Source organism: Candidatus Desulfofervidus auxilii (assembly GCF_001577525.1).
In the GTDB taxonomy this organism is placed as follows: domain Bacteria; phylum Desulfobacterota; class Desulfofervidia; order Desulfofervidales; family Desulfofervidaceae; genus Desulfofervidus; species Desulfofervidus auxilii.
Map to the genome: position 1 here is coordinate 735,792 of NZ_CP013015.1, position 22,685 is coordinate 758,476.

Genomic DNA, 22,685 nt, shown 5'->3' on the forward strand with positions numbered 1-22,685 from the left:
GGGTTATAAAATGGAAAGAGTGTTGACACAAGAAGAAGTAGATGCCCTCCTTGAGGGAATAAGTGAAGGAGAGATAGAAACAGAAACAAAGCAACCACCTAAAGGCGTTGTCCCTTTTGATTTTACAAAGCAACAAAGGATTATTAGAGGGGATATGCCTACTTTAGATGTAATGAATGAGCATTTCTCACAACATTTAAAAATCTCTCTTTCTAGTGTTTTAAAAGATATAATTGATGTAAACCCTGTTTGGGTAAGGGTAATGAGATTTGGGGAATTTATGCAGAGTTTACCAGTCCCTACTAGTCTTCACATTTATAAAATGAAGCCTTTAATGGGGCACAATCTCCTGATTATAGGAGCTAAGATTGCAATTTGCTTTGTGGAGCTACTTTTAGGAGGAAAATTGAAAACAGAGATCAAAACCGAAGGAAGGGATTTTACACTTATTGAGGCTCACTTGATAAAACAGATAGTTTTTAAAATCTTAGCAGATTTGGAGAAGTCATGGAAATTAGTATGTCCTATTAAGATAGAGTACTTAAGAAGTGAGTCTAATCCTCAATTTGCAGGGATTGTTATGCTCACAGAAATGGTAATCGTTATTAAATATTCTATTAAGATAGGCGAAATAAAAGATTTCATTACATTATGTATACCTTATTCAAGTATAGAGCCTATTCGGGAAAGGCTTTGTGCCAGATTTCAAAGTCACCAATTAGAGCAGGATAATACTTGGGTTGAGCGATTGAAAAGAGAAATCAAAGAGACCAAGGTAGAAGTGTGTATAGAATTAGCCAAGACAATCTTGGAAGTGAAAGATTTATTAAGCTTAAAAAAAGGAGATATTATTAAGTTAAATAAAGATATTAAAAGTCCATTAACCTTGAAAGTGGAAGGAATACCTAAATTTTTGGGTTATGCCGGGGTATTAAGGGGAAACAAGGCCTTTAAAATAAATTCAGAGATATAGGGGGATAACATGGAGGAGACTTTAAAAGAACAGGAAGAAAAAACACCAGATTGGGAGGAGGCTTTTAAAGAAGAACAAGAAGCCAAAAGGAAAACAGTTGACAAACGCGAAATTGAATTCCTTTTAGATATTCCCTTGGAAGTTTCTGTTGAACTAGGACGCACAAAGATATTGATAAATGACCTTCTTCAACTGGGACAGGGCTCTGTAATTGAATTAGATAAGCTGGCTGGTGAACCAGTAGAGGTATTGGTCAATCAGAGATTGGTGGCAAGGGGTGAAGTGGTGGTAGTTAATGAAAAATTTGGAATACGTCTAACTGATATCTTAAGCCCTATGGAAAGAGTAAGGAAGTTGAAATGATAAAAGTTTTGGAGGAGAGAGTTTATGTATGAATCTAACATGGCATATATCATACTGAAAATAGTAGCTTCGTTTTCTATCTTATTAGGGGTGTTATTGTTTTTACACCGCTTTTTCAAAAAAATTGATAATAAAAATCCCAAACTTATGCGCATTATAGCTACACAGCAAATAGCCCCCAAAAAAATAATATCCTTAATAGAAATATGTGGAGAAACTTTGGTCATTGGCATATCTGAAAAAAGTATCTCATTTTTGACCAAAATAGAGGATAAGAAGATAGAGGAGATAATAAAAAGGACCAATGACAAAGCTCAAAATTCAGGAGGTTTTAAGTTTAAAGTATTGAGTCTGAAACAAAAGGGTAATAAATGAGAAAATTTAAGACTTCAAACTTAATAATTAAAACCACTTTAGGCATCTTGATTCTGACATTCACAATGTATACCATGGCGTTTGCACAGGAGACTTCTATACCTGGTATTCACATTGAATTAGGGGAAAATAATTCACCTCAGAAGGTTTCGGTTTTAATCCAAATATTATTAATTCTCACTTTACTTTCTTTAGCCCCATCTATACTTATCATGATGACTTCATTTACCAGATTGTGTGTAGTTTTTTCTCTGTTGCGTCATGCCATAGGCACACAGCAAATGCCCCCTAACCAATTGCTTATTGGACTTTCTTTATTTCTTACATTTTTTATTATGACTCCTGTCTTTAAAGACATAAATAAAAATGCCTTATCTCCTTATTTAGAAAATAAGATTTCTCAAAAAGAGGCATTACAGCAAGCAGTAGAGCCTATTCGTAAATTTATGTTTAAACACACCAGAAAGAGCGATTTAGCACTTTTTTTGAATATTTCAAAACAGAGAAAACCTAAAAATCAGTCAGAAGTGGGAACACTTACTTTAATTCCGGCCTTTGTGATTAGCGAACTAAAGACTGCATTTGAGATTGGTTTTATTCTTTATATCCCTTTTTTGATGATAGATATGTTAGTAGCAAGTGTGCTTCTTTCTATGGGAATGATGATGCTTCCTCCGTTTATGATTTCTCTTCCTTTTAAGTTAATACTTTTTGTATTGGTAGATGGATGGCATCTGATTGTAGGCTCTTTAGTAAGGGGGTTTATGTAACATGACTCCTGAATTTCTTATGGGTTTTGCAAGGCAGGCGATTGAGACTATGCTTTTGGTCTCAGCCCCTCTTTTAGGAGTAGCACTTTTAGTAGGTTTACTGATTGCTATTTTCCAGGCAATAACCCAGGTTCATGAAATGACCCTTACATTTGTTCCTAAAATTGTGGCAGTTATGTTGATGTTACTTTTCCTTCTACCATGGATTTCACAAAAAATAATATGTTTTACTCAAAACGTAATTATAAGTATTGCTCAATATGGCAGGTAAGGTATGACCATTAGTTTTCATTTAGATGAATTTAAGATATTTTTCTTGATTTTGATCCGGATAAGTATAGTGCTTTTTTCCCTTCCCTTCTTTAACAACATAAACATTCCAAACATGACCAAGGCAGCTATGGCACTGGCATTTACTATATTTTTGTTTCCTACAATTACATTAGAAAAAGCACCTAATTCTTTTGTTTTATTGATTATTTCTGAGTTAATTATAGGTATAGTCTTGAGTCTGGCAATCAATTTTATATTTTGTGCTGCTCAGCTTGCAGGACAATTGATAGGCTATCAAATGGGACTTCTCATTCCAGGAGCCATAGACCCCCAATTTGGGATACAGTCTTCTCTTTTGGCTAACTTTGCATATCTTTTAGCTTTTACTATGTTTCTAGTTCTCAATGGGCATTATTTATTGATCAAAGCCATTATCTTAAGCTTTGAGTGGGTAAGGCCTGGGAGTTTATTTATAACTACTGCCCTTTGTAAAAAGATAATCTTTTTAAGTGGAGAGATGTTTAAATTGGCTATAAAGATAGCAGCACCTGTCTCAATAGCATTGCTGTTTACAGAATTTTCCTTAGGTATTATAGCCAAAACAGTCCCTCAGATGGAGGTTTTGGTTGCAGGATTTCCTTTAAAAATAGCAGTGGGTTTTATTCTTTTGGGTCTATCTCTGAATATGTTTCTTCACATTATGAAAGGAAATTTTAATACTCTTGGTTTTAACCTAATTCAAATAATTAAGCTTATGCCTAGGTAGGAGGAGAAGTGCCAGAAAATAAGACTGAGAAGGCAACACCCAGAAAAAGACAGAAAGCAAGAGAAAAGGGGCAAGTAGCAAAAAGTCGTGAGATTCCATGTGTTATGACACTTATTACCGGCATTACTGTGCTTTATTTTTATGGGTCACATATGTATCAAAGATTTAGAGGATTTTCTCAATATCTATTTGTGAATCCATCTATGGAACAGCTCCATCTATTGCCTCATCTGGTTTTAAAAGAATTTGCCTTTATGATAACTCCTATTATGGCTGGTGTTCTTATAGTGGCTATAATGGCTAATATATCTCAAGTAGGTTTTCTTTTCAGTGTAGAAGCTATTTCCTTTGACCTTTCTAAAATAGACCCCATAAATGGTATAAAAAGACTATTTTCTAAACAAATGGTTGTGGAAGTTTTTAAGTCTATAGCAAAGATTGCTATTGTAGGATTTGTGGTATTTAGCATTATAAAAGGGGAAATAAGCAATCTAATAACTTTAATGGATAGAGAGGTGGGAGCAATTTTTAAATATTTAATGGTTGTTTCATTTAAGATAATAATTTATGTGGCCCCCATTATGGTAATTCTTGCAGCAATAGACTATGCCTTTCAAAAATGGGAGTTTGAAAGGAATCTAAAAATGACAAGGGAAGAAGTAAAGGAAGAATTCAGGCAGACAGAGGGTGACCCTTTGGTTAAGGCTAGGATAAGGAGCTTACAAAGACAGATGGCAAAACAAAGAATGATGAAGGATGTTCCTAAGGCAGATGTGATTATAAAAAACCCTACCCATTTAGCTGTTGCTTTAAGGTATGTAAAGGAAGAAATGCATGCTCCTAAGGTAATTGCCAAAGGTGCAGGTATTATTGCAGAAAAAATTGAGGAAATTGCAAAATCTCATGGAATTCCTGTTATCCAGAATAAAAAACTAGCTCAAGCATTATATAAAATGGTGGAAATAGGAGAGGAAATACCTGCAGTTCTTTATCAAGCAGTAGCTGAGGTATTGGCCTATATCTACAGGCTTAGAGGTGAAATGAATGAATAGAAAAGTAACTGTGATGGATAATCCAGGTATGCAAATGGGAAGTGAAGTAGCACTCTCTCTGGGAATATTGGCTATCTTAATAATTATCCTTATTCCTTTACCCACTACTTTGCTTGATATGCTTTTGATATTTAGTATTTCTTCTTCTATAATAATACTTCTCATAGCGTTATATACAGTTAAGCCATTAGACCTTTCTATATTTCCATCTATTTTATTAGTGATTACCCTTTTTAGACTCTCTCTAAATGTGGCATCCACTAAACTTATCCTTCTCCATGGCAATGAAGGTCCATTTGCAGCAGGTAAGGTAATAAAATCCTTTGGCAACGTGGTAGTGGGTGGAAATTATGTAGTAGGATTTGTGATATTTATAATACTGGTAGTAATCAATTTTATTGTAATTACTAAAGGTGCAGCAAGGATTGCAGAAGTGGCAGCACGGTTCACATTGGATGCCATGCCTGGCAAGCAAATGTCTATTGATGCAGACCTCAATGCAGGGCTTATAGATGAAAATGAAGCTAGGGAGAGAAGGGCCTTAATCACTAAGGAGGCAGACTTTTACGGAGCCATGGATGGTGCCAGCAAGTTTGTCAGAGGCGATGCTATTGCAGGAATTTTTATCACTTTAGTAAATATTATAGGGGGATTAATTATAGGTGTCTTTCAGAAGAAAATGGGATTGGGGGAAGCAGCCCAAAATTATACCTTGCTCACCATAGGAGATGGACTTGTCTCTCAGATTCCAGCATTGATTGTTTCTACTGCCGCAGGTATTCAGGTAACAAAAGCCAGTTCTCAAGAAAGCATAGGAGGAGAATTTGCTAAACAGATATTCTTGGAACCTGATGCTATAATAATGGCTTCAGGAATTATATTCTTATTGGGATTAGTGCCTGGTTTCCCTCATCTAACTTTTATAATTTTCTCTGTTATGGTGGCTTTTTTAGGGTATCTAGCCAAAAAGATGGAAAAAGTAAACTTGACTAAACAGGAAGTCAAAAAAACCACTCCTGAAACTGAATCCATAGAGTCTTTACCTCCTTTAGATATTTTAGAACTGGAAATAGGTTATGGTTTAATTTCTTTGGTAGACCCAGAACAAAGCGGCGAGCTTTTAGAAAGAATAAAGGCTTTAAGACGTCAGTTTGCCCTTGAGATGGGGATTATTATTCCTAAAGTTCATATAATAGATAACCTAAAATTAAAATCAGGAGAATACGTTATTGTGATCAAAGGAATAGAAAGAGCTAGAGGGGAGATTATGACTGGCCATTACTTAGCTATAGAAACAGGGGAGATAAAAGAGAAAATACAGGGCATAAAGACCAAGGAGCCAGTTTTTGGTCTTCCAGCCTTATGGATTTCTGAAAAAGAAAAGGAAAAGGCACAAGTTTCAGGGTATACTGTAGTTGACCCATCTACTATTATAGCTACACATTTGAGTGAAATAATAAAATCTTATGCCCATGAGCTTTTAACCCGGCAGGAGGTCCAAAACATACTTGATAGTGTTTCTAGGCAGTATCCAAAACTGGTTGAAGAGTTGACGCCATCTATTCTTCCATTAGGAAGTATTCAAAAAGTCCTTAAAAATCTTTTAAAAGAAAGGGTTTCTATTAGGGATTCACTTACTATTTTAGAGACATTGGCTGATTATGGAATTAACATTAAAGACCCTGATTTACTCACTGAATATGTAAGAACAGCCATATCAGCTTCTATTATTAAACCATATTTAACAGACAATACCCTTAGGGTATTAATTACAGACCAAGATATTGAAGAAATTATTAAAAAAAGCATGGAAGATAACGCTTCTTTAACACCTGAAATTATGCAAAAGATTTTAACGTGCATAAAAGACACTATAAATGCCACACCTACTCTACCTCATCCTATCATCCTTTGTTCTCCGGATATAAGAATGTTCTTAAAGAAACTAACACTGCAATCTATGCCCCAATTAGTAGTATTGTCTACCAATGAAATACCGCCTAACGTAAAAATAAATATAGAAAAGAGGGTGAGCTTAAAACATGTTAACTAGAAAATATCAAGCAAGAGATATTCAAACTGCCTTAGATTTAGTAAAGAAAGACCTTGGTCCTGATGCCATAATTTTTTCTATAAATAAAGTAAATGATTCAAATTTTTTAGAAACAACCGAAGTAGTGGCTGGAAAAGATTACCCATCAGAAAAGATAGATGAAACTTCATCATTAATTAAGTTAAAAGAAGACTTAGAATTTATTAAAAGCATATTTATTCAATTTTTAAGCAACTGTGAGGAAAATATTAAAACAAATAAAGACCTTTTTAATATTTATAGCAGATTTGTAGCCTATGGTATTGATGAGACATGGATATCTAAATTTATTAAAAAGATAGAATACAAAAAGGAAGCCTTAATTTCTACCATATTATCTCATTTAAAAGATAGCATAAGGGTAATTGACCTATGTAGTCAAAAGCATTCCAGGATATGGGCATTTATAGGTCCTACCGGTGTGGGGAAGACTACTACTATAGCCAAATTGGCAACTAGATTTGCATTAGAAGGAAGAAAACTGGCTGTGGCCGCGGCTGGTAGCTTTCGCATTGGCACTATAGAGCAATTAAAAGGTTATACAGACATTATAGGGATGTGTTTTGAATGTATTTCAAAACCAGAATTACTTAAAAGATTTATTGAAAATCATAAAAATAAAGATTTTATTCTGATTGATACTCCAGGAGGAAATCCCAATGATCCAATTTATCTAAATCAGTTAAAAGAAATCCTAATGGTTCATCCTTCTATTGAAAAACACCTGGTTTTAAGTGCTACTACCAAAGACAAGGATTTAAGTAGAATTTATAATCAATTTACTATATTTCCTATAAAAAGCTATGTTTTTACAAAAATCGATGAAACTCAAGAATATAGTGGCATTTTTAATCAATTGATAAGAACCCATATTCCCGTTTCTTGGATAGGAATAGGCCAAAGGATTCCTCATGATATAGAAATGGCTTCAAAGGCAAAAATTGCTAGTTTGATATTAGATAACATACTAGTTAGGCGCAATGGCTCAATGCAGAATGCAGAATGTAAATTGAAAAATGCAAAATGATAAAAGTTTTGGATTACTTTGCACTTTGCAATCTTCATTTTACATTGGAGCGAAGCGACAAGTATTCACGCTGCGCTTCGCTTGTCCTTCGGGAATACAATACGATGTTGGAACTAAATTAAGTATTCAGAAATAAGGAGTTTTATATGAAAAATCCAGTGAGGACCATAGCATTTACTAGTGGAAAAGGTGGAGTAGGGAAGACCAATACCGTGATTAATCTGGGTTTGAGTTTAGTGTATATGGGTAAGAAGGTTTTGATAATAGACGCCGACCTCGGTTTGGCTAACGTTGATGTGTTATTAGGCCTGTTTTGTAAATACAACACTAGCCATGTATTTTCTGGAGATAAAACCTTAAATGAAATCATTATTGAAATACCACAGGGATTGTTAATAATACCTGCTTCATCTGGAATTCAGGAATTAACACAGCTTGATTATGAGAAAAAGCTTATTTTACTTAATGAAATTGATTCTCTAAACTATGATATAGACTTTCTTTTTATAGATACTGCTCCTGGGATATCTTCTAATGTAATGTATTTTAATATAGCCGCTCAGGAGAGGGTATTAATTGTTACTCCCGAGCCCAGCTCTCTAACCGATGCTTATGCTACGATTAAGGTTCTATCAACCAAATATAAACAAAGATACTTTAAATTAATAGTAAACTGGGTTCCCAATTCAAGACAAGCTAAAGAGATTTATGGAAAATTAACTAGGGTGGTAAATAGATTTCTTAATGGAGTATCCATTGAATATCTGGGTTTTATACCCTATGATGAGAGCCTTAAAAAGGCAGTAGCCAGGCAGAAACCAGTAGTAGATATATATCCTAATTGTTATTGTTCAAAAAAATTCATAGACTTAGCTAGAAATATATGCCAACAATCTGTTCCTTCTTATTTTGACGGTAATATAAAGTTTTTTTGGAAGAGGTTATTGCTGGATACCAGAACACTAGATACGGGTTAAGGTAGTATGGATAAATTAAAAAATTATCAACAAGTTTTACAAAAAAAATCAGTCGTTTGTCCCATTAAAGAAGAATTAGTTATGAAATATATGCCATTAGTTAAATATGTAATGGGTAGGATTGCACACCGTCTTCCCTCTCATGTTTCCTATGAGGATTTGATAAGTGCAGGCATTATAGGATTGATAGATGCTATAAAAAAATACGACCCTTCAAAAAATACAGAGTTTAAAACCTATGCTTATTATCGCATAAAGGGAGCCATACTTGATGAGCTAAGGGCTATGGACTGGATGCCCAGGTCCATGAGAAAAAAGGCAAAAACTATAGAAGATACCTATCATAAATTAGAAAAAAAACTGGGACGTCAAGCAAACGATGAAGAAGTGGCCTCTGAGCTAGGTATAGAATGTGATGAATTTTATAAATTACTAGAAGAATGTAAAAATATGGTGATTTTAACCGCTGAGGAAATAGAGAATTATATTGCGGAAGATTGGACACTTCATCTTTTAGAGATTAAAGAAATATTGGCATTGGCCATAAAAACACTCTCAGAGAAAGAAAAGATGGTAATATCCATGTATTATTATGACCAATTAACTATGAAAGAAATTGGTTATGTTTTAGGGTTAAGTGAATCAAGGATTTCTCAAATACATACCAAGGCAATTCTCAAACTTCGAGCTAAACTTAAACAGGATTTAAAAATAAATGATAAATGAAGGTAATTGAAACTTACAGAGTTAAAGATATTAATCAGGTGGGTAAAGATAAAAAGAAATTAAAGCAGCAGACTATGATGGGGAAGAAGAAACATAAAAAAACAGAAAAAACAATTTTGGGGAATAAAGGCACTATTATAGATATTTTTGTATGATGGAAATTATTCAGGTTATTCTGGATGGATTACTGATTCTATTAGCAATATTTTTAATCGCTGAAATTAGAAAAAAGCAGTCTATAAAAAAGCAAGCTGAGGAGTTTATATTATCTATGGAGACATTTCTAAAAGAGTCTAAAAAAATTTCTCAACAATTTGAGGAAAATTTAGATGAGAAAAAACACATAATAAAAACACTGCTTACAGAATTAAATGAAAAGATAGAAGAAGCCAATAAATATTTGAATAAACAGGAATATACAGAAACACAAGATTTGGAGAATTTAAAAAATAAAATTCTGGTTTTGCATAAACAAAATTTGGGGATAGATGAGATTGCTCAAAAACTAAATAAACCCAAAGATGAAATAGAATTAATATTGAATTTGAGAACTAATAGATTTGCAAAAGACATACCAAAATCTTGAATTTTGGCACAGAAATTGCTTAAAGGCATTTAGTATATTCAAGATAGGTTGACACTAGTGGCTGTTTTAGACCCATACAGAATAGAGGATGGAAATAAAATTCAAGAACAGCTCATAAATGAAGTGTATGAATTACGAAGGCAGGTAGCTGAATTAAAAAAAATAGTAATTGAATATAAAAAATTAGAAGAAAAACTCAAATACTTAAGTTTCCATGATTCTTTAACAGGTTTGTACAATCGGAATTATTTTGAAGAAGAAATGAAAAGACTGAATACTACGCGGAAATATCCTGTGGGCATCATTATAATAGATATTGATAACCTCAAGTTTGTGAATGATACTTTTGGTCATGTTAAAGGGGATGAATTAATAAAGTATGTAGCGAATATTCTTTCTTCTATATTCCGCAAAGAAGATGTAGTGGCACGCATAGGAGGAGATGAATTTGCAGTTATTTTACCGAATGTCAATGAAAAAATTGTTCAATCCCTTTGTAAACGGATTAAGGATAATTGTAACAGGAACAATAACCCACTGAAAGTGAGTGTTTCCTTAGGATATGACATCCAATATGGGCAATATAAAGATATAAAAGAGGTTTTTAAAATGGCAGATAGTCGTATGTATAAAGATAAAAATGGTAAAAAATGGGCTGGGTCTTAACAGCACACGATTTTCAAACCTTTACTCTCTTTTCCCTGAGTGTGCGCCTCTGTTTCTGAAATATGTACTCAATAATCTTTTCCCTATCTTCATGGGATATATCTACAAAGTCAATTGCTATAGAGTATTCCCCTTTTTTAATTGCTTCGCATCTAACCACTTTTCCTAATAGTTCTATGTAAATAAAAGGAAATTTGGACAATATAAAATTGGCAAAGATAAGGGTATTCATGGGAAGATTTTTCCCGGTTACCATCCTGAGTCCTGCTCCACTAATGTCCATTCCTATTCCTTTATAAAATATATCTTTAGAATTTTTATTACCTGTGGTTAACAGCTCATAGATATTATCAATTTTATTGTCCAAATGAATTAAAAGTCTAATAATTGATTTAAGGGCTATATTACTAAACTCTTCTTCACTGCTAAAAGTGAAGGTATATGAGTTGGTGAGATAAAGAATTTCCTGTTTCTTATTTTTTAGCTCTTTATATTCATCCTCCGAAGTTATCCTAAACTTTACTTCAAATTCAAGAGGTATCCTTACATATCTCCTTTTATTATCCATTTTTTACCTCTTTTTTAAGAGATGGAAAAGCAAATTATCATTAGGGCTATAAGGCTAACTTTTTTCTTACTTTCTGCTATAATGAATTTCTTCCATTATTTCTTCAAGCATTTTTTCTGCTATCTGTTCAGGAGTAACCGAATAACTGTTATTTTTGAGTTTGGCCTTTATGGCATCTACTTTATCTTTTCTTATCTCCGGAAGCTCTTTAAATTTTTCAATAGCCTTTTTTATGATTCTAGAAGTATCTGAAAAATCTACAGAGACAAATTCTGTTTTTATTTGTTTATCTCTAACTTTAGTTTTTGAAATCTTTTCTGTTTCAGATTGTGGAGTAGTATTGTCCACTTTTGATGGGGGTAAATGGCCGATTTTCATAATGCCTCCTTTTTATAATTATGCTAACTCTGTTCAAAAATCTTTTCAAGTTTTTGCCTCATCTTAAATTTATCGGCAAATCTATTTTTATCTTTAATTGCAAAATTTGTGCCTACGTTTCTTAAACAGGAAAAAATATCCTTTAGGAAAATATTTCCTATCTAAAAAAAATAGATATGAACTTAAAATGGCTTAGATAATCCCAATTTGACCCTGGCATGGTTTCTGCATATGGATAAAAAATATGAACAAAGGAATTTACTCCGCTATATTTGGGAGTCTAACTGAACAAATAAGATTCAATATCATCACAAATAATCTTGCAAATATAAATAGTATAGGATTCAAAAAGGACCATTCAATCTCTGTGTCTAGGAGTTTTGGTTCCTATCTTAAAGACTACTCCCAGGTTAAAGTAGAACATACTCCAACTGACTTTTCTCAAGGAGAACTTCAATTTACCGGAAATCAATGGGACATTGCCATCAAAGGAAGGGGATTTTTAAAAGTTCAAACCCCCAGGGGAATCAGATTTACTAGAAAGGGAAATCTATCTATTGACCCTGAAGGTGTGCTAGTAACAAAAGAAGGTTTTCCTGTTTTAGGTAAGCAAGGCAAAATTACTTTACCTCCCAAATTAGACACTATAAATATTGATAACTTTGGAGTCATCTCCTCTAATGGCAGAAATTTAGGTCAATTGGATATAGTAGATTTTTCAAATTATTCGGGCCTTAAAAAAGATGGTTTGGGTTTTTTTAAAACTACACAACAACCTATAACCTCTAAAGAATACACTATCTCTCAAGGGTATTTGGAAGGCTCTAATGTAAATGTGGTTGAAGAAATGGTGGGGATGATTGAATCTTTAAGAAATTATGAGAGTTATCAAAAGGTAATTCAAACATTTATTGAAGCTGACCATCAATCTATAACTCAAATAGGAACCATAAAAACATAAAGGAGGGTAACAGTGCTAAAAGGTTTATGGACAGCCAGCACAGGCATGGCAGCTCAACAATTAAACATGGATGTGATTGCTAATAATTTGGCTAATGTGAATACTACCGGTTTTAAGAAAAGTCGCCCTGATTTTCAGGACCTTTTTTATCAGATAATGCGCACTGCAGGGGCAACTACTGCCACTGGAGGACAGATCCCTACTGGCATCCAGATAGGAATGGGAACCAAGCCTGCAGCAGTGCAAAAAGTCTTTACTCAGGGTGATTATATCCACACAGGAAACCCATTGGATTTAGCTATAGAAGGAAAAGGGTTTTTTATGGTTTTAAGTGGTGAAGAAGAGATGTATACCAGGGCAGGTGCCTTTAAAATTGATAGAGATGGCTATGTATGCACAGCAGATGGAGATAGACTCCAACCTGAAATAGTTGTGCCACCAGAGACTGTTACTATAACCGTAGACCCTGGAGGTAATTTTGTCTGCCTAGACGAAAATGGCATTCCTTTATTAGAAACTCCAATTTCACTATATATTTTCCCCAATCCTGCAGGTCTTTTAAGTCAAGGTAGAAACCTTTACCGGCAATCAGAGGCCTCTGGTGAACCAATAGAAGGGACACCAGGCATTGAAGGATTTGGCACTATTGCCCAAGGTTATTTAGAGATGTCCAATGTAGATGTAGTTCAAGAAATGGTCAATATGATCATCTGCCAGAGGGCATATGAGGCAAATTCTAAGGCTATTCAAACCGCAGATGAGATGCTGCGTATGGCCAACAATGTGAAGAGGTAAGAAATGGGCAAAGGTCGTCTCAGTGTTCTATGCTTTTTATTACTTTTTGTTTGGGCAATAGACAGTGGAGCAAATAAAAATCATATCAAAATAGGTGTAGATCAAATAAAGGCCATTTATATTAATTTTATAAAGAATAACATGCCCTGGAAAAAACAGGATGTTCAGATAACCAATATAGAGGTAAAAAATGCAATCACCCTCCCTGGTAGTAATTGGAGTTATGAAGTAATTACTCCTAAAGGTTGCAACTATCTTGGACGTGTAAGTCTGGCTATTAGATTTAAGTCAGGAGGAAAATCTGAGCTAGTCAGGGTAATAGGTGAGGTAAAGGTATTCAAAAAAGTAATATATGCAAAACATTTTATAAGAAAACATCAGGTGATTAAAAAAGAGGATATTAAACTCCTAAAAAGGGACATTAGCCATTTGCCCCAAAATATTATAACAGAAATAAAAGAAGTGATAGGGAAAAAGGCAACTCACTCTATATACCCTGGCAGGATAATTACCAAAAACTTCTTAGAGTCTGTATCTACAGTAAAAAGAGGAGATGTAGTAACTGTAATTGTAGAATCAGATACCCTAAAAATAACCACTAAGGGAATAGCTAAGGAAAAAGGACAGCCAGGTGATGTTATTAAAGTTATAAACATAGATACTAAAAAAGTAATTTATGCAAAGGTAGCAAATAATTCAATGGTTAAGGTGGAATTTTAAAAATGAAAAATTCCAAATGGATACTTTGCCTTTTATTTATACTATTGGGCTGTGCTGGCCCCAAAAAACAATTAAAAGAAGTAGAAATTCCTGAAATATCATTTCCTAAAATTGAGGCTCCAAAAGAAGGTTGTATATGGACTCCTCATTCAAAGGCACTTTTTAGCGATCCCATTGCCAGAAATATAGGAGATACAGTGACTGTAAATATTGTAGAAACCTCTAAAGCCTCAAACAAGGCTACTACTAATGCTGATCGGTCAAGCACCTTAGATGCAGGAATAGAAAAATTCTTGGGTTATGAAAAGGCATTAGCAGAAAAAAACCCTAGATTTGATCCAAAGAACATGATTAATAGCAAGTTTGAATATCAGTTTAAAGGCAGTGGAAATACTGCTAGAGAATCTAAGGTAATAGCCACTCTCACAGCCACAGTGGTTAAAGTCCTTCCTAATAATAATTTAGTCATTACCGGAAGTAGGAAGATAAAAATTAACAATGAGGATCAAATAATGGTATTACAAGGGATTATTCGCCCTGAGGATATTTTGCCCAATAATACCATTCTTTCTAGTTATATTGCTAATTGCAAAATTTCTTATTCTGGAAGAGGTGTAATTTCAGAAAAACAAAGGCCAGGATGGTTAACTAGGGTTTTAGATTATGTTTGGCCATTTTAGAACAAAAGGGAAAAGGCATCTCTATGTTATTTTTATTTTCTATTCTCTATTTTCTATTTTCCTTTCAACTAATTCATTTGCTGTAAGGATTAAAGATATTGCATCCATTCAAGGAGTGAGACCTAATCAACTAATTGGTTATGGCTTAGTCACCGGCCTTAATGGGACAGGTGACAAGACTGACCAAATTAAATTTATTGCCCAGTCAGTGGCCAATATGCTAAGGAATATGGGAATAAATGTGCCTTTTAAAGATGTCAGTAAGATAAGATTAAAAAATGTTGCTGCTGTTATGGTAACTGCAAATATCCCACCTTTTGCCAAAATAGGCACTACCATTGATGTTTTAGTTTCTTCCATAGGAGATGCAAAGAGTCTTCAAGGTGGGGCATTGGCTTTAACCCCGTTAAAAGGTGCTGATGGTAAGGTTTATGCACTGGCACAAGGTCCTATTTCTATCGGAGGATTTGGAGCAACAGGTGCTGCCGGAGGAGGTATTCAAAAAAACCACCTTACAGTAGGAAGAATTGTAAATGGTGCAATTATTGAGAGGCAAATACCATTTGATATAACCAGAAAACAACAGCTTAATATAACCCTTGATATTTGCGATTTTACCACAATTTTGAGAATTTGTGATACTATAAATCATAGATTTGGTGAATATATCGCCAGACCAGTGGATGGAAGAACTATTGATTTACATATTCCTGATTCCTATAAGAACAATCCGGTTAAATTTATAGCCTTAGTAGAAAATATCTCTGTGGAACCAGATACTATAGCTAAAGTAATAATAAATGAAAGGACAGGCACAGTAGTTATTGGTGAAGATGTGAAAATTTCTACAGTGGCAGTGACTCATGGAAATCTCACTATTGAGATAAAAGAACAAAAACAGGTTTATCCTGCTTATCCATTTGCCCCTGAACCTCCTCCAGAGACTAAAGGAGCGGTCATTCCTCCTGAAAAAGGAATGGTTACTGTTCCTGGAGGTCAAACTGTAATAGTTCCTGAAACAGAGATAAAAATAGAAGAAGAAAAGAAACCATTAGCCATCTTACCTAAAACAGCTACTATTGGAGAATTGGTAAGGGCACTAAATGCTATTGGAGTCACCCCTAGAGATTTAATAAGTATCCTTCAGGCTATTAAATCTGCAGGAGCTCTGCATGCAGAATTGGAAATTATATAACTCCATAATGGCTCCCTCTAGTATCCAGTATCAAGGAGCAAGGAGCAAGAGTCAAGAGAAATTAAGGAAGGTATGCGCTGAATTTGAATCCCTATTTATTCATTATATGTTAAAAACTATGCGGAATTCTAGTTTGAAATCTCCGTTATTGCATAGTAAATATGAGGATATTTATAACTCCCTTATTGACCAACAGATTTCACTCCACATTTCTAAAGCAGGAGGAATAGGGATAGGGGAAATACTTTATAATCAATTAAAGGTTTTAGATGCTCATGACGATAAAAAATAAAAGTTTGGAAAATTTACTCATTTTGCTGAGAGAATATATATTACTTCTTGAAGAGCTTTTAAGTTGTTTAGAAAAGGAGAAAATGTTTATCATTGACCCTTCATTAGATGAGCTATATGAAATGAACAAACAAAAACAAAATATTCTTTTAAAAATCAAATTGGCCAAAGAGTCTGTGAAAAATATATTAAATGAATTTGAACCTAACATTTCTCTAAAAAGACTTATAGAGAAAATACCCAGGAGTCATTTAAGAGAAGAAATCAGCCATGTTTATAGGGAAATTATATCTTTGAGTGAATTAATTGAGTTTACAAACAGGCAAAACAAGGAGTTTATTCAAGATTCCTTAAATTGTATAAGTGATTGTATCTATATGTTTATAAATTCTTCTTCTGAATTGCATAGTTATAGAAAGGATGGAAAGGAGTTTTCGTCACAAGCACATTTTTTTAATCAGAAGGTATAATAAACATTTAGATTGAGGCTAAATATGTCTATTATTGATGCATTAAATATTGCCTGGACAGGAATTATTGCTCAACAAAAGGGAATGGATGTTACCAGTCATAATATTGCTAATGCAGATACGCCAGGATACTGCCGTCAAATACCTATCCTTGAAACTATTGCTCCTATTGGGGGAGTAAAAGTTCCTCATATAATTCGTGCCTATGATATATTTACCACTAGTATGATACACCCAAAATTATCAGTGGTTTTTGATTTAGAAGTGGGGAAAAAATATTTAGAAAATATTGAGGGTATATTTAATGAAACAGAAGATTCGGGATTGAGGGCAACACTAAGTGATTTTTTTAATAGCTGGGAAGAAATTGCCAATAATCCCAGCAGTCTAGCTGAAAGAATAGCAGCTATCGAAAATGGACAGGAGCTAGCAAATAAAATAAATACCATGTATCAAGACTTAGAAAATTTAAGGCTTAATGCCAATTCTGAAATTGAGACCACAGTGGAAGAAATCAATAACATAACCAGCCAAATTGCCCAATTAAATGTGAAGATTGCAGAATTCGAAGCAGGTGGAGAAAATGCCAATGACTTAAGAGATAAAAGGAATTTTTTGATAGAAGAGCTTTCAAAACTTGTAGGAAATCACCATATTGAAGATAAAGATGGTAAAATTTCCATATTCATAGGTAAAGGAAGCACTCTTGTTCAGGGAAAGGATTATAACAGCTTAGAAGTGAAAACAGATTCAGGTGGCAATTTCAGGATTATATTGAAAGTAGGAAGCAGTGAAATAGATATAACTGATGATATAAATGGTGGGAAAATAGCAGGACTGCTTAATATGAGAGATGAAGTCATTCCAGAATATAAGAATAAGCTAAATGCGTTAGCAACTAGCATTATAAAAGAAGTAAACAAACAGCATAGCCAGGGAGTAGGACTTACTTTATTCCATGAAACCACAGGCAGTTATGAAGTTACTGACCCCAATGCTCAACTAGCAAGTCAAGCCTCAGGCTTAGATTTTTGGGATGAGATAGTAGAAGGTAACCAATTCACAATTTGGGTCTATGACAGTTCTGGAACAGTTGTGCAAAATCAGATTACTATCCAGCCAGGATGGTCACTCAATGATTTGAGGAATTATATTAATACTAATGTAAATAATCTGACGGCAAACATAGTAGATGGAAAATTACAATTAATAGCAGATGATGGCTATTCTTTTGGGTTTTCAGATGATTCATCAAATATCCTTATGGCATTAGGTATTAACACATTTTTTACAGGTAAGGATGCAGAAGATATAGGTATTAATTCTTTAGTTTCTGATAACCCTGAATATATTGCCGCTGCTAAAATAGAGAACGATGGGAGTTTCGCCCCTGGTGACGGCAGAAATGCACAAGAAATAGCAAATTTGCAGGATAACTCCATTGATGAACTTGGGGATACCTTTAATGGTTATCTTAGTTCACTGGTAGGGGAAATTGGTATAAAAGCCCGAGGCACTTATAGAAACCATGATTTTCATAACTCTCTACTTTCAAGTCTTAAAGAAAGAAGGGAGAGTATTCAGGGTGTCTCTTTAGATGAAGAGATGACAAATTTGATTAAATTTCAACGTGCTTATGAGGCTTGCATTAAAATTATGCAAGCCTCTGATGAAATGTTTGAGGACTTATTACAAATAAAATAAGGTAATTGACATGCGGGTAACACAAAAGATTATATATAGCCATATAATTGAAAATTTAGGTAATATCACCGAAGATATCAAAAATTTAAATGAAATGATATCTAGTGGGAAAAAAATCAGACATCCTTCAGATGACCCTATAGGCACAGTTAATATTTTAGAAATAGAAAAATTACTTTCTTCTATAAAACAATACAGAAGAAACGTAGAATTTGGAAACAATTGGCTTAGAGATATGGAGAGTGTGATCCAAAACAGTATGGAAACTGTGGTAAGGGCCAAAGAAATTGCAGTTCAGATGGCAAATGATACTTACAATGCAGCACAGAGGAAAGATGCAGCTATGGAAATAGATGCTATCTTAAGGGAAATGGTATCTCTAGCAAATTCAAAGTTTCAGAAAAAATACATATTTTCTGGGTATAAAACAGACACTTCACCATTTGAAGTAACAGAGAATGCAGATGGAAAAATCACCAGTGTAACATATAATGGAGATAAAAATTCTATAAAAATAAAGATTTCTCAAAACAATTATATAAAAATTGGTAAATATGGCACAGAGATATTTGGTGAAGAAACTGAAGAAAGTTATGCCTTTTCTGTGCTTATTAGATTGAGAGATGCTTTAGAAAATAATGATATTTCTGGTATACAAAATGAGTTGGATAATCTTGATCAAATTCATCAACGTTTGAGTAATAACATTTCAGATATAGGCGCAAAGATGAATAGGCTAGAGATAAGAAAAAATATATTTTCACAAAGTGAGTTAGATTTGCAAGAAAGGTTATCTACCATTCAAGATACAGATATTGCAGAAGCCATTACAATGCTAAAATCCAAAGAGGCTATTTACCAAGCAGCACTTCTATCCTCTACTAAGATTACTCAAATAAGCTTAGTAAATTACCTGTAAGTATTAATTCCCACTTAAAATTGGCTACTTTACTGGTTTATTGATTAGAAGTCAATTTTTTGACATCGGGGCTTATTTAAAAAAATCTGTGACTAAAAATGGAATTGTCCAAATACCCAGGGCTACGTCAAAGTCAGGCCATAAGTAATTTAACAAAAATAAAAAATCCAAATTTCAAAATCCAAATGCCAAATGGGCTTGATTTGACATTTGGGCTTTGTCATTTGTCATTTTAAGATTTGGTATTTTTCTAATGTCCATCATCTTGTATTCACGAAGTCGCCGAAGGCGATTTCCCGAAGGGCAAGATAGCCTTACGGCAATTGTAAAATGAAGATTGCAAAGTCATTTTCCCCCTCCTTTCGCAGTTGTAGTGGAATTGGGGTCTAACCTACAAAATACAGTTAACTGCCTCTGACTTAGCTAGAATAAAACTTTTACAAAATTGTTATGAAATTGTCAATGAGATTGGATTCCCCAAATCTTCGTTTGTTCTACAAGAAACCCCGTAAGTATGCCCCCTGTCGGCAGACAGGGGTGAAAAATGGCCAAATATAGGCAAGTTTTGATTTTAAGGTGTCAAAGTTGAGTATGAGCTACTTTTCGGCCTCCGTATTCTTGAAATATAGGGAAATAAAAAACTTCAGCTCAATGCCTTGCTTGACTTATATAGGGCCATTGACATAGTTCATCATAAACGTTACACTTCAAATGGAGGTGATGAAAATGCCTACAAAAAATCCACGATTAAATGTGGTATTAGAACATGAAGTTTATCAAACATTAAGCAAAATCGCTAAAAAAAAGGGAATTTCCTTATCACTTTTGGCCAGGGATTTGATCAAAGAGTCTTTAGAGATATATGAAGATATCTACTGGAATGAGGTAGCAGAAAAAAGGGATGAGACTTTTTCTTATGAAAAGGCATTATCTCATAAAGACATTTGGAAATAATGGAATATTGCCTTTATTATCATCCTGATATAAAAAAAGAAGACCTTCCTAAGATTCCTAATAACATAAGAGATAGAATTAAAAGGGCAATAGAAAAAAGATTGTTAAAAGAACCATTAAAGTATGGGGAACCACTAAAAAGGAGTTTGCAAGGCTATCGCAAGTTAAGGGTAGGTGATTATAGAGTTATTTACAAGATGGAAAAAAAGAATATTATTATCCTAAAAATAGGACATAGAAAAGAGGTATATGATAAAGTTCATATGCGCATTAAAGTGTAATGCTTGTCCTGCTGGGATGCAGTGTGGGGTCAAACTTACAAAATACATTTAATTGCCTCTGGAACTTTCATAAGATTTTACTTGTCAAGATTAGTGTGTTTTGATAAATAATTTATAAATAACTTAAGGAGTAAGATAAATGAAATTAAAAGGTGACAAATTTTACATCTTATCTTTTTTGTTATACTTGTTTTTAGGTACAAATCTGGTAACAGCAAAGGATTTTCCATTTAAATCCTCACCTATAAATCCAGCATTTGAGAAATTTATTAAAGAGATTAAAGAGGGTAAAGTCCCAAAAAGGCTTACTGGGAAACATCCGCTGGGTTTAATCCCTAATCCTATTAAATTAAGGCCCCATAAACCTGAAAAGGAATTGAAAGCACTAACGCTACCAAACAGATATGATTTGAGAGATGAAGGCCTGCTTACACCAATAAAAGATCAAAATCCATACCGCACATGCTGGGCATTTGCCACCTATGGCTCTTTAGAATCAGACCTTTTAAAATTAAGTCAACCTGCTTATGATTTTTCTGAAAACAATTTGGTAAATAAACATGGCTTTGACCCTGGATTTAATGATGGTGGAAATATCTCTATGAGTTCTGCCTATCTAGCAAGGGGAGATGGCCCTGTGCTTGAAAGTTGTGACCAATATCCAAATCCAGGTGGGAGCCCTAACTGTCCAAGGGTTAAATATATAGAAGATATCGTTTGGTTGCCAGGAAGGGCAAATACAAATGACAATCAATATTTAAAACAGGCTGTATATTATCATGGCGCTGTTTATACCAGTATGTATTGGGATGGTGATTTTTACAATAAGAGCACCTATACCTATTATTACAATGGGACAGAGAATGCCAATCATGCCGTTGTCATAGTGGGTTGGGATGACAATAAAGAAACACAAGCATCAAACCCAGGGGCATGGATTGTCAGAAACAGTTGGGGAGAAGGTTTTGGAGAAGGAGGTTATTTTTATGTTTCATATTATGACACAGCATTTGCCTTTAACACCAATGCCTACTTTATAGACAAGCCTGATTTAAATAATGGAAACTTTACTATACATCAGTATGATGAACTTGGACTGGAGAATGCCCTGGGTTGTGGCAATACTATTTATGGGGCAAATGTCTTTAGAGCCAATAAATTTCAAAAGATAGAGGCTGTATCATTTTTTGCATACGAGCCTGCTGATTATGAAATAAGGGTATATAAAAATTGCAACAATCCCAATAATATCTCTGGTTCTCCTGCAATAACACAAACAGGCAGTATCTCTGAGCCAGGTTATTATACTATTGATTTAAACACACCAGTATATGTGGAAAAAGACAGTTATTTTCTTGTAATAGTTAAATTTACAACAACCAGTAGTGATGCATATCCGTTAGGAATAGAAGAAAAAATCAATAATTATTCAAGCGGGGCTACATGCAATTCTGGAGAAAGTTTTGTAAGTTGTGATGGGGTAACTTGGGATGATATTTGTGGTTATTATGATTTGACAAATGTTTGTATAAAGGCACTTGCTACTTCTACTTTCACCCCTACCACAGACATTACACCCATTATAATGCTACTTCTTGGCGAGTGATAAGTCCTTACTCCCCAAGCAATGTCATCAATTTGTCATCACAATTTGGGGTCTATAATTAAAAGTGAGAGTAAAAAATAGGGAATGAAATTAAGAAGCCTTCTTTATGTGATATAAATGATAAATGGCTAGGGGAACATTTGTGGCTAACGGGGTCAGTCAATAATGTTGAATTATTGTGACTCGGTTTGAATTGCCGGATGTTCTCCTGCCAATACCCTGTCTAATGGAAAGGTGCCTTTAAGTGGCTATTATAGACGGGATAAAGGTATTGGCAGAGCCATAAAATATCAAACATAAAGGAGGGTGAGGCGTGAAAAGGTTATCTGGAGGAATCGATATTGGCAGTGATAATCATCACATAATTATCATGGATGATGAAGAACAGATTTTGTATGACCAGAAGATAGCACACAAATTCAGTGAATTTTATAAGGCAGTTAGAGAATTTAGAGAGATTGAGAAAAGAGAAGGTGGGATAATATCATTTGCAATTGAAGGAAAGAATGGATACGGA

27 protein-coding genes and 2 pseudogenes are annotated in these 22,685 nt (G+C 34.1%); 27 read left to right on the top strand and 2 right to left on the bottom strand.

Annotation, left to right across the window (positions count from 1 at the left end):
- Positions 1 to 10: 10 nt before the first annotated feature.
- The 14 genes and pseudogenes from fliM (at position 11) to HS1_RS03790 (ending at position 10,646) form a co-directional block, all read left to right on the top strand.
- Positions 11 to 973 carry a flagellar motor switch protein FliM gene (fliM, locus tag HS1_RS03730; protein ID WP_066061096.1) on the top strand — a complete coding sequence of 321 codons (963 nt, stop codon included), beginning with the start codon at positions 11 to 13 and terminating at the stop codon, positions 971 to 973.
- A 102-nt stretch (positions 974 to 1,075) separates the two neighbouring features.
- A pseudogene (fliN, locus tag HS1_RS03735) lies at positions 1,076 to 1,336 on the top strand (flagellar motor switch protein FliN); the annotation flags it as partial.
- Positions 1,337 to 1,360: 24 nt separating this feature from the next.
- On the top strand, positions 1,361 to 1,711 hold the full coding sequence (locus tag HS1_RS03740) for a FliO/MopB family protein (RefSeq protein ID WP_066061099.1): 351 nt from the start codon (positions 1,361 to 1,363) through the stop codon (positions 1,709 to 1,711).
- Positions 1,708 to 2,481 (top strand): flagellar type III secretion system pore protein FliP, encoded by a 774-nt coding sequence (gene fliP, locus HS1_RS03745; protein WP_066061102.1) that lies wholly within the window; start codon positions 1,708 to 1,710, stop codon positions 2,479 to 2,481. Before HS1_RS03740 ends, fliP begins: the two co-directional genes overlap by 4 nt.
- Position 2,482: 1 nt before the next feature.
- Positions 2,483 to 2,752 (top strand): flagellar biosynthesis protein FliQ, encoded by a 270-nt coding sequence (fliQ, locus tag HS1_RS03750; RefSeq protein WP_066061105.1) that lies wholly within the window; start codon positions 2,483 to 2,485, stop codon positions 2,750 to 2,752.
- A 3-nt stretch (positions 2,753 to 2,755) separates the two neighbouring features.
- Complete coding sequence (gene fliR / locus HS1_RS03755) at positions 2,756 to 3,520, top strand: flagellar biosynthetic protein FliR (RefSeq protein WP_066061108.1); 765 nt, start codon at positions 2,756 to 2,758, stop codon at positions 3,518 to 3,520.
- Between the two features lie 8 nt (positions 3,521 to 3,528).
- Positions 3,529 to 4,572, top strand: coding sequence for a flagellar biosynthesis protein FlhB (gene flhB / locus HS1_RS03760; protein WP_066061111.1), 1,044 nt, complete (start codon positions 3,529 to 3,531; stop codon positions 4,570 to 4,572).
- Positions 4,565 to 6,625 (top strand): flagellar biosynthesis protein FlhA, encoded by a 2,061-nt coding sequence (gene flhA, locus HS1_RS03765; protein WP_066061114.1) that lies wholly within the window; start codon positions 4,565 to 4,567, stop codon positions 6,623 to 6,625. The genes flhB and flhA overlap by 8 nt, the downstream gene beginning before the upstream one ends.
- Positions 6,615 to 7,691 carry a flagellar biosynthesis protein FlhF gene (locus tag HS1_RS03770; RefSeq protein WP_066061117.1) on the top strand — a complete coding sequence of 359 codons (1,077 nt, stop codon included), beginning with the start codon at positions 6,615 to 6,617 and terminating at the stop codon, positions 7,689 to 7,691. The genes flhA and HS1_RS03770 overlap by 11 nt, the downstream gene beginning before the upstream one ends.
- A gap of 146 nt (positions 7,692 to 7,837) precedes the next feature.
- Positions 7,838 to 8,668, top strand: coding sequence for a MinD/ParA family protein (locus tag HS1_RS03775; RefSeq protein WP_066061119.1), 831 nt, complete (start codon positions 7,838 to 7,840; stop codon positions 8,666 to 8,668).
- Positions 8,669 to 8,674: 6 nt separating this feature from the next.
- A complete protein-coding gene (locus tag HS1_RS03780) occupies positions 8,675 to 9,394 on the top strand; it encodes a FliA/WhiG family RNA polymerase sigma factor (protein WP_066061122.1) in 720 nt (239 codons plus the stop codon).
- Entirely contained in the window at positions 9,391 to 9,549 is a 159-nt protein-coding gene (locus HS1_RS13005; RefSeq protein WP_156469369.1) for a hypothetical protein, read from the top strand. Before HS1_RS03780 ends, HS1_RS13005 begins: the two co-directional genes overlap by 4 nt.
- Entirely contained in the window at positions 9,546 to 9,980 is a 435-nt protein-coding gene (locus HS1_RS03785) for a hypothetical protein (protein WP_066061125.1), read from the top strand. The genes HS1_RS13005 and HS1_RS03785 overlap by 4 nt, the downstream gene beginning before the upstream one ends.
- Positions 9,981 to 10,037: 57 nt before the next feature.
- Entirely contained in the window at positions 10,038 to 10,646 is a 609-nt protein-coding gene (locus HS1_RS03790; protein WP_066061128.1) for a GGDEF domain-containing protein, read from the top strand.
- A 13-nt stretch (positions 10,647 to 10,659) separates the two neighbouring features.
- Here the strand turns inward: HS1_RS03790 and HS1_RS03795 are convergent, their stop codons facing one another.
- Both HS1_RS03795 and flgM read right to left on the bottom strand, forming a co-directional pair.
- Positions 10,660 to 11,214 carry a PilZ domain-containing protein gene (locus HS1_RS03795; protein WP_066061131.1) on the bottom strand — a complete coding sequence of 185 codons (555 nt, stop codon included), beginning with the start codon at positions 11,212 to 11,214 and terminating at the stop codon, positions 10,660 to 10,662.
- Positions 11,215 to 11,280: 66 nt separating this feature from the next.
- Positions 11,281 to 11,592, bottom strand: a complete 312-nt coding sequence (gene flgM / locus HS1_RS03800; RefSeq protein WP_066061135.1) for a flagellar biosynthesis anti-sigma factor FlgM — start codon at positions 11,590 to 11,592, stop codon at positions 11,281 to 11,283.
- A 244-nt stretch (positions 11,593 to 11,836) separates the two neighbouring features.
- Here flgM and flgF point away from each other — a divergent pair, with 244 nt between their 5' ends.
- The 13 genes and pseudogenes from flgF to HS1_RS13320 form a co-directional block, all read left to right on the top strand.
- Positions 11,837 to 12,553, top strand: a complete 717-nt coding sequence (flgF, locus tag HS1_RS03805; protein WP_066061138.1) for a flagellar basal-body rod protein FlgF — start codon at positions 11,837 to 11,839, stop codon at positions 12,551 to 12,553.
- A gap of 12 nt (positions 12,554 to 12,565) precedes the next feature.
- Entirely contained in the window at positions 12,566 to 13,348 is a 783-nt protein-coding gene (gene flgG, locus HS1_RS03810) for a flagellar basal-body rod protein FlgG (RefSeq protein ID WP_066061140.1), read from the top strand.
- A 3-nt stretch (positions 13,349 to 13,351) separates the two neighbouring features.
- Positions 13,352 to 14,068: a flagellar basal body P-ring formation chaperone FlgA gene (gene flgA / locus HS1_RS03815; protein WP_066061143.1), complete on the top strand. Its 717-nt coding sequence runs from the start codon at positions 13,352 to 13,354 to the stop codon at positions 14,066 to 14,068.
- A gap of 2 nt (positions 14,069 to 14,070) precedes the next feature.
- Complete coding sequence (locus tag HS1_RS03820) at positions 14,071 to 14,748, top strand: flagellar basal body L-ring protein FlgH (RefSeq protein WP_066061146.1); 678 nt, start codon at positions 14,071 to 14,073, stop codon at positions 14,746 to 14,748.
- A complete protein-coding gene (locus HS1_RS03825; RefSeq protein WP_066061150.1) occupies positions 14,732 to 15,943 on the top strand; it encodes a flagellar basal body P-ring protein FlgI in 1,212 nt (403 codons plus the stop codon). The genes HS1_RS03820 and HS1_RS03825 overlap by 17 nt, the downstream gene beginning before the upstream one ends.
- Positions 15,921 to 16,235: a rod-binding protein gene (locus tag HS1_RS03830; RefSeq protein WP_066061151.1), complete on the top strand. Its 315-nt coding sequence runs from the start codon at positions 15,921 to 15,923 to the stop codon at positions 16,233 to 16,235. Before HS1_RS03825 ends, HS1_RS03830 begins: the two co-directional genes overlap by 23 nt.
- Entirely contained in the window at positions 16,213 to 16,704 is a 492-nt protein-coding gene (gene flgN / locus HS1_RS03835; RefSeq protein ID WP_066061152.1) for a flagellar export chaperone FlgN, read from the top strand. The genes HS1_RS03830 and flgN overlap by 23 nt, the downstream gene beginning before the upstream one ends.
- A 24-nt stretch (positions 16,705 to 16,728) precedes the next feature.
- Positions 16,729 to 18,408 carry a flagellar hook-associated protein FlgK gene (gene flgK / locus HS1_RS03840; protein ID WP_066061155.1) on the top strand — a complete coding sequence of 560 codons (1,680 nt, stop codon included), beginning with the start codon at positions 16,729 to 16,731 and terminating at the stop codon, positions 18,406 to 18,408.
- A 10-nt stretch (positions 18,409 to 18,418) separates the two neighbouring features.
- The gene (gene flgL, locus HS1_RS03845; RefSeq protein WP_066061158.1) at positions 18,419 to 19,327 is read left to right on the top strand and encodes a flagellar hook-associated protein FlgL; all 909 of its coding nucleotides are present in this window, start codon (positions 18,419 to 18,421) and stop codon (positions 19,325 to 19,327) included.
- A gap of 726 nt (positions 19,328 to 20,053) precedes the next feature.
- Positions 20,054 to 20,281 carry an antitoxin, RHH family protein gene (locus HS1_RS03850; RefSeq protein ID WP_066061161.1) on the top strand — a complete coding sequence of 76 codons (228 nt, stop codon included), beginning with the start codon at positions 20,054 to 20,056 and terminating at the stop codon, positions 20,279 to 20,281.
- Positions 20,281 to 20,562, top strand: coding sequence for a type II toxin-antitoxin system RelE family toxin (locus HS1_RS03855; RefSeq protein WP_066061164.1), 282 nt, complete (start codon positions 20,281 to 20,283; stop codon positions 20,560 to 20,562). The genes HS1_RS03850 and HS1_RS03855 overlap by 1 nt, the downstream gene beginning before the upstream one ends.
- A 139-nt stretch (positions 20,563 to 20,701) precedes the next feature.
- Positions 20,702 to 22,168 carry a C1 family peptidase gene (locus HS1_RS03860; protein ID WP_066061167.1) on the top strand — a complete coding sequence of 489 codons (1,467 nt, stop codon included), beginning with the start codon at positions 20,702 to 20,704 and terminating at the stop codon, positions 22,166 to 22,168.
- 313 nt (positions 22,169 to 22,481) lie between these two features.
- Positions 22,482 to 22,685, top strand: a pseudogene (locus HS1_RS13320) (hypothetical protein); the annotation flags it as partial.

Excerpts from the sequence above, each read along its gene's own strand:
- fliM (WP_066061096.1), top strand. The coding sequence starts at position 11 with ATGGAAAGAGTGTTGACACAAGAAGAAGTAGATGCCCTCCTTGAGGGA.
- HS1_RS03740 (WP_066061099.1), top strand. The coding sequence starts at position 1,361 with ATGTATGAATCTAACATGGCATATATCATACTGAAAATAGTAGCTTCG.
- fliP (WP_066061102.1), top strand. The coding sequence starts at position 1,708 with ATGAGAAAATTTAAGACTTCAAACTTAATAATTAAAACCACTTTAGGC.
- fliQ (WP_066061105.1), top strand. The coding sequence starts at position 2,483 with ATGACTCCTGAATTTCTTATGGGTTTTGCAAGGCAGGCGATTGAGACT.
- fliR (WP_066061108.1), top strand. The coding sequence starts at position 2,756 with ATGACCATTAGTTTTCATTTAGATGAATTTAAGATATTTTTCTTGATT.
- flhA (WP_066061114.1), top strand. The coding sequence starts at position 4,565 with ATGAATAGAAAAGTAACTGTGATGGATAATCCAGGTATGCAAATGGGA.
- HS1_RS03770 (WP_066061117.1), top strand. The coding sequence starts at position 6,615 with ATGTTAACTAGAAAATATCAAGCAAGAGATATTCAAACTGCCTTAGAT.
- HS1_RS03775 (WP_066061119.1), top strand. The coding sequence starts at position 7,838 with ATGAAAAATCCAGTGAGGACCATAGCATTTACTAGTGGAAAAGGTGGA.
- HS1_RS03780 (WP_066061122.1), top strand. The coding sequence starts at position 8,675 with ATGGATAAATTAAAAAATTATCAACAAGTTTTACAAAAAAAATCAGTC.
- HS1_RS13005 (WP_156469369.1), top strand. The coding sequence starts at position 9,391 with ATGAAGGTAATTGAAACTTACAGAGTTAAAGATATTAATCAGGTGGGT.
- HS1_RS03785 (WP_066061125.1), top strand. The coding sequence starts at position 9,546 with ATGATGGAAATTATTCAGGTTATTCTGGATGGATTACTGATTCTATTA.
- HS1_RS03795 (WP_066061131.1), bottom strand. The coding sequence starts at position 11,214 with ATGGATAATAAAAGGAGATATGTAAGGATACCTCTTGAATTTGAAGTA.
- flgM (WP_066061135.1), bottom strand. The coding sequence starts at position 11,592 with ATGAAAATCGGCCATTTACCCCCATCAAAAGTGGACAATACTACTCCA.
- flgF (WP_066061138.1), top strand. The coding sequence starts at position 11,837 with ATGAACAAAGGAATTTACTCCGCTATATTTGGGAGTCTAACTGAACAA.
- flgA (WP_066061143.1), top strand. The coding sequence starts at position 13,352 with ATGGGCAAAGGTCGTCTCAGTGTTCTATGCTTTTTATTACTTTTTGTT.
- HS1_RS03820 (WP_066061146.1), top strand. The coding sequence starts at position 14,071 with ATGAAAAATTCCAAATGGATACTTTGCCTTTTATTTATACTATTGGGC.
- HS1_RS03825 (WP_066061150.1), top strand. The coding sequence starts at position 14,732 with ATGTTTGGCCATTTTAGAACAAAAGGGAAAAGGCATCTCTATGTTATT.
- HS1_RS03830 (WP_066061151.1), top strand. The coding sequence starts at position 15,921 with ATGCAGAATTGGAAATTATATAACTCCATAATGGCTCCCTCTAGTATC.
- flgN (WP_066061152.1), top strand. The coding sequence starts at position 16,213 with ATGCTCATGACGATAAAAAATAAAAGTTTGGAAAATTTACTCATTTTG.
- flgK (WP_066061155.1), top strand. The coding sequence starts at position 16,729 with ATGTCTATTATTGATGCATTAAATATTGCCTGGACAGGAATTATTGCT.
- flgL (WP_066061158.1), top strand. The coding sequence starts at position 18,419 with ATGCGGGTAACACAAAAGATTATATATAGCCATATAATTGAAAATTTA.
- HS1_RS03850 (WP_066061161.1), top strand. The coding sequence starts at position 20,054 with ATGCCTACAAAAAATCCACGATTAAATGTGGTATTAGAACATGAAGTT.
- HS1_RS03855 (WP_066061164.1), top strand. The coding sequence starts at position 20,281 with ATGGAATATTGCCTTTATTATCATCCTGATATAAAAAAAGAAGACCTT.
- HS1_RS03860 (WP_066061167.1), top strand. The coding sequence starts at position 20,702 with ATGAAATTAAAAGGTGACAAATTTTACATCTTATCTTTTTTGTTATAC.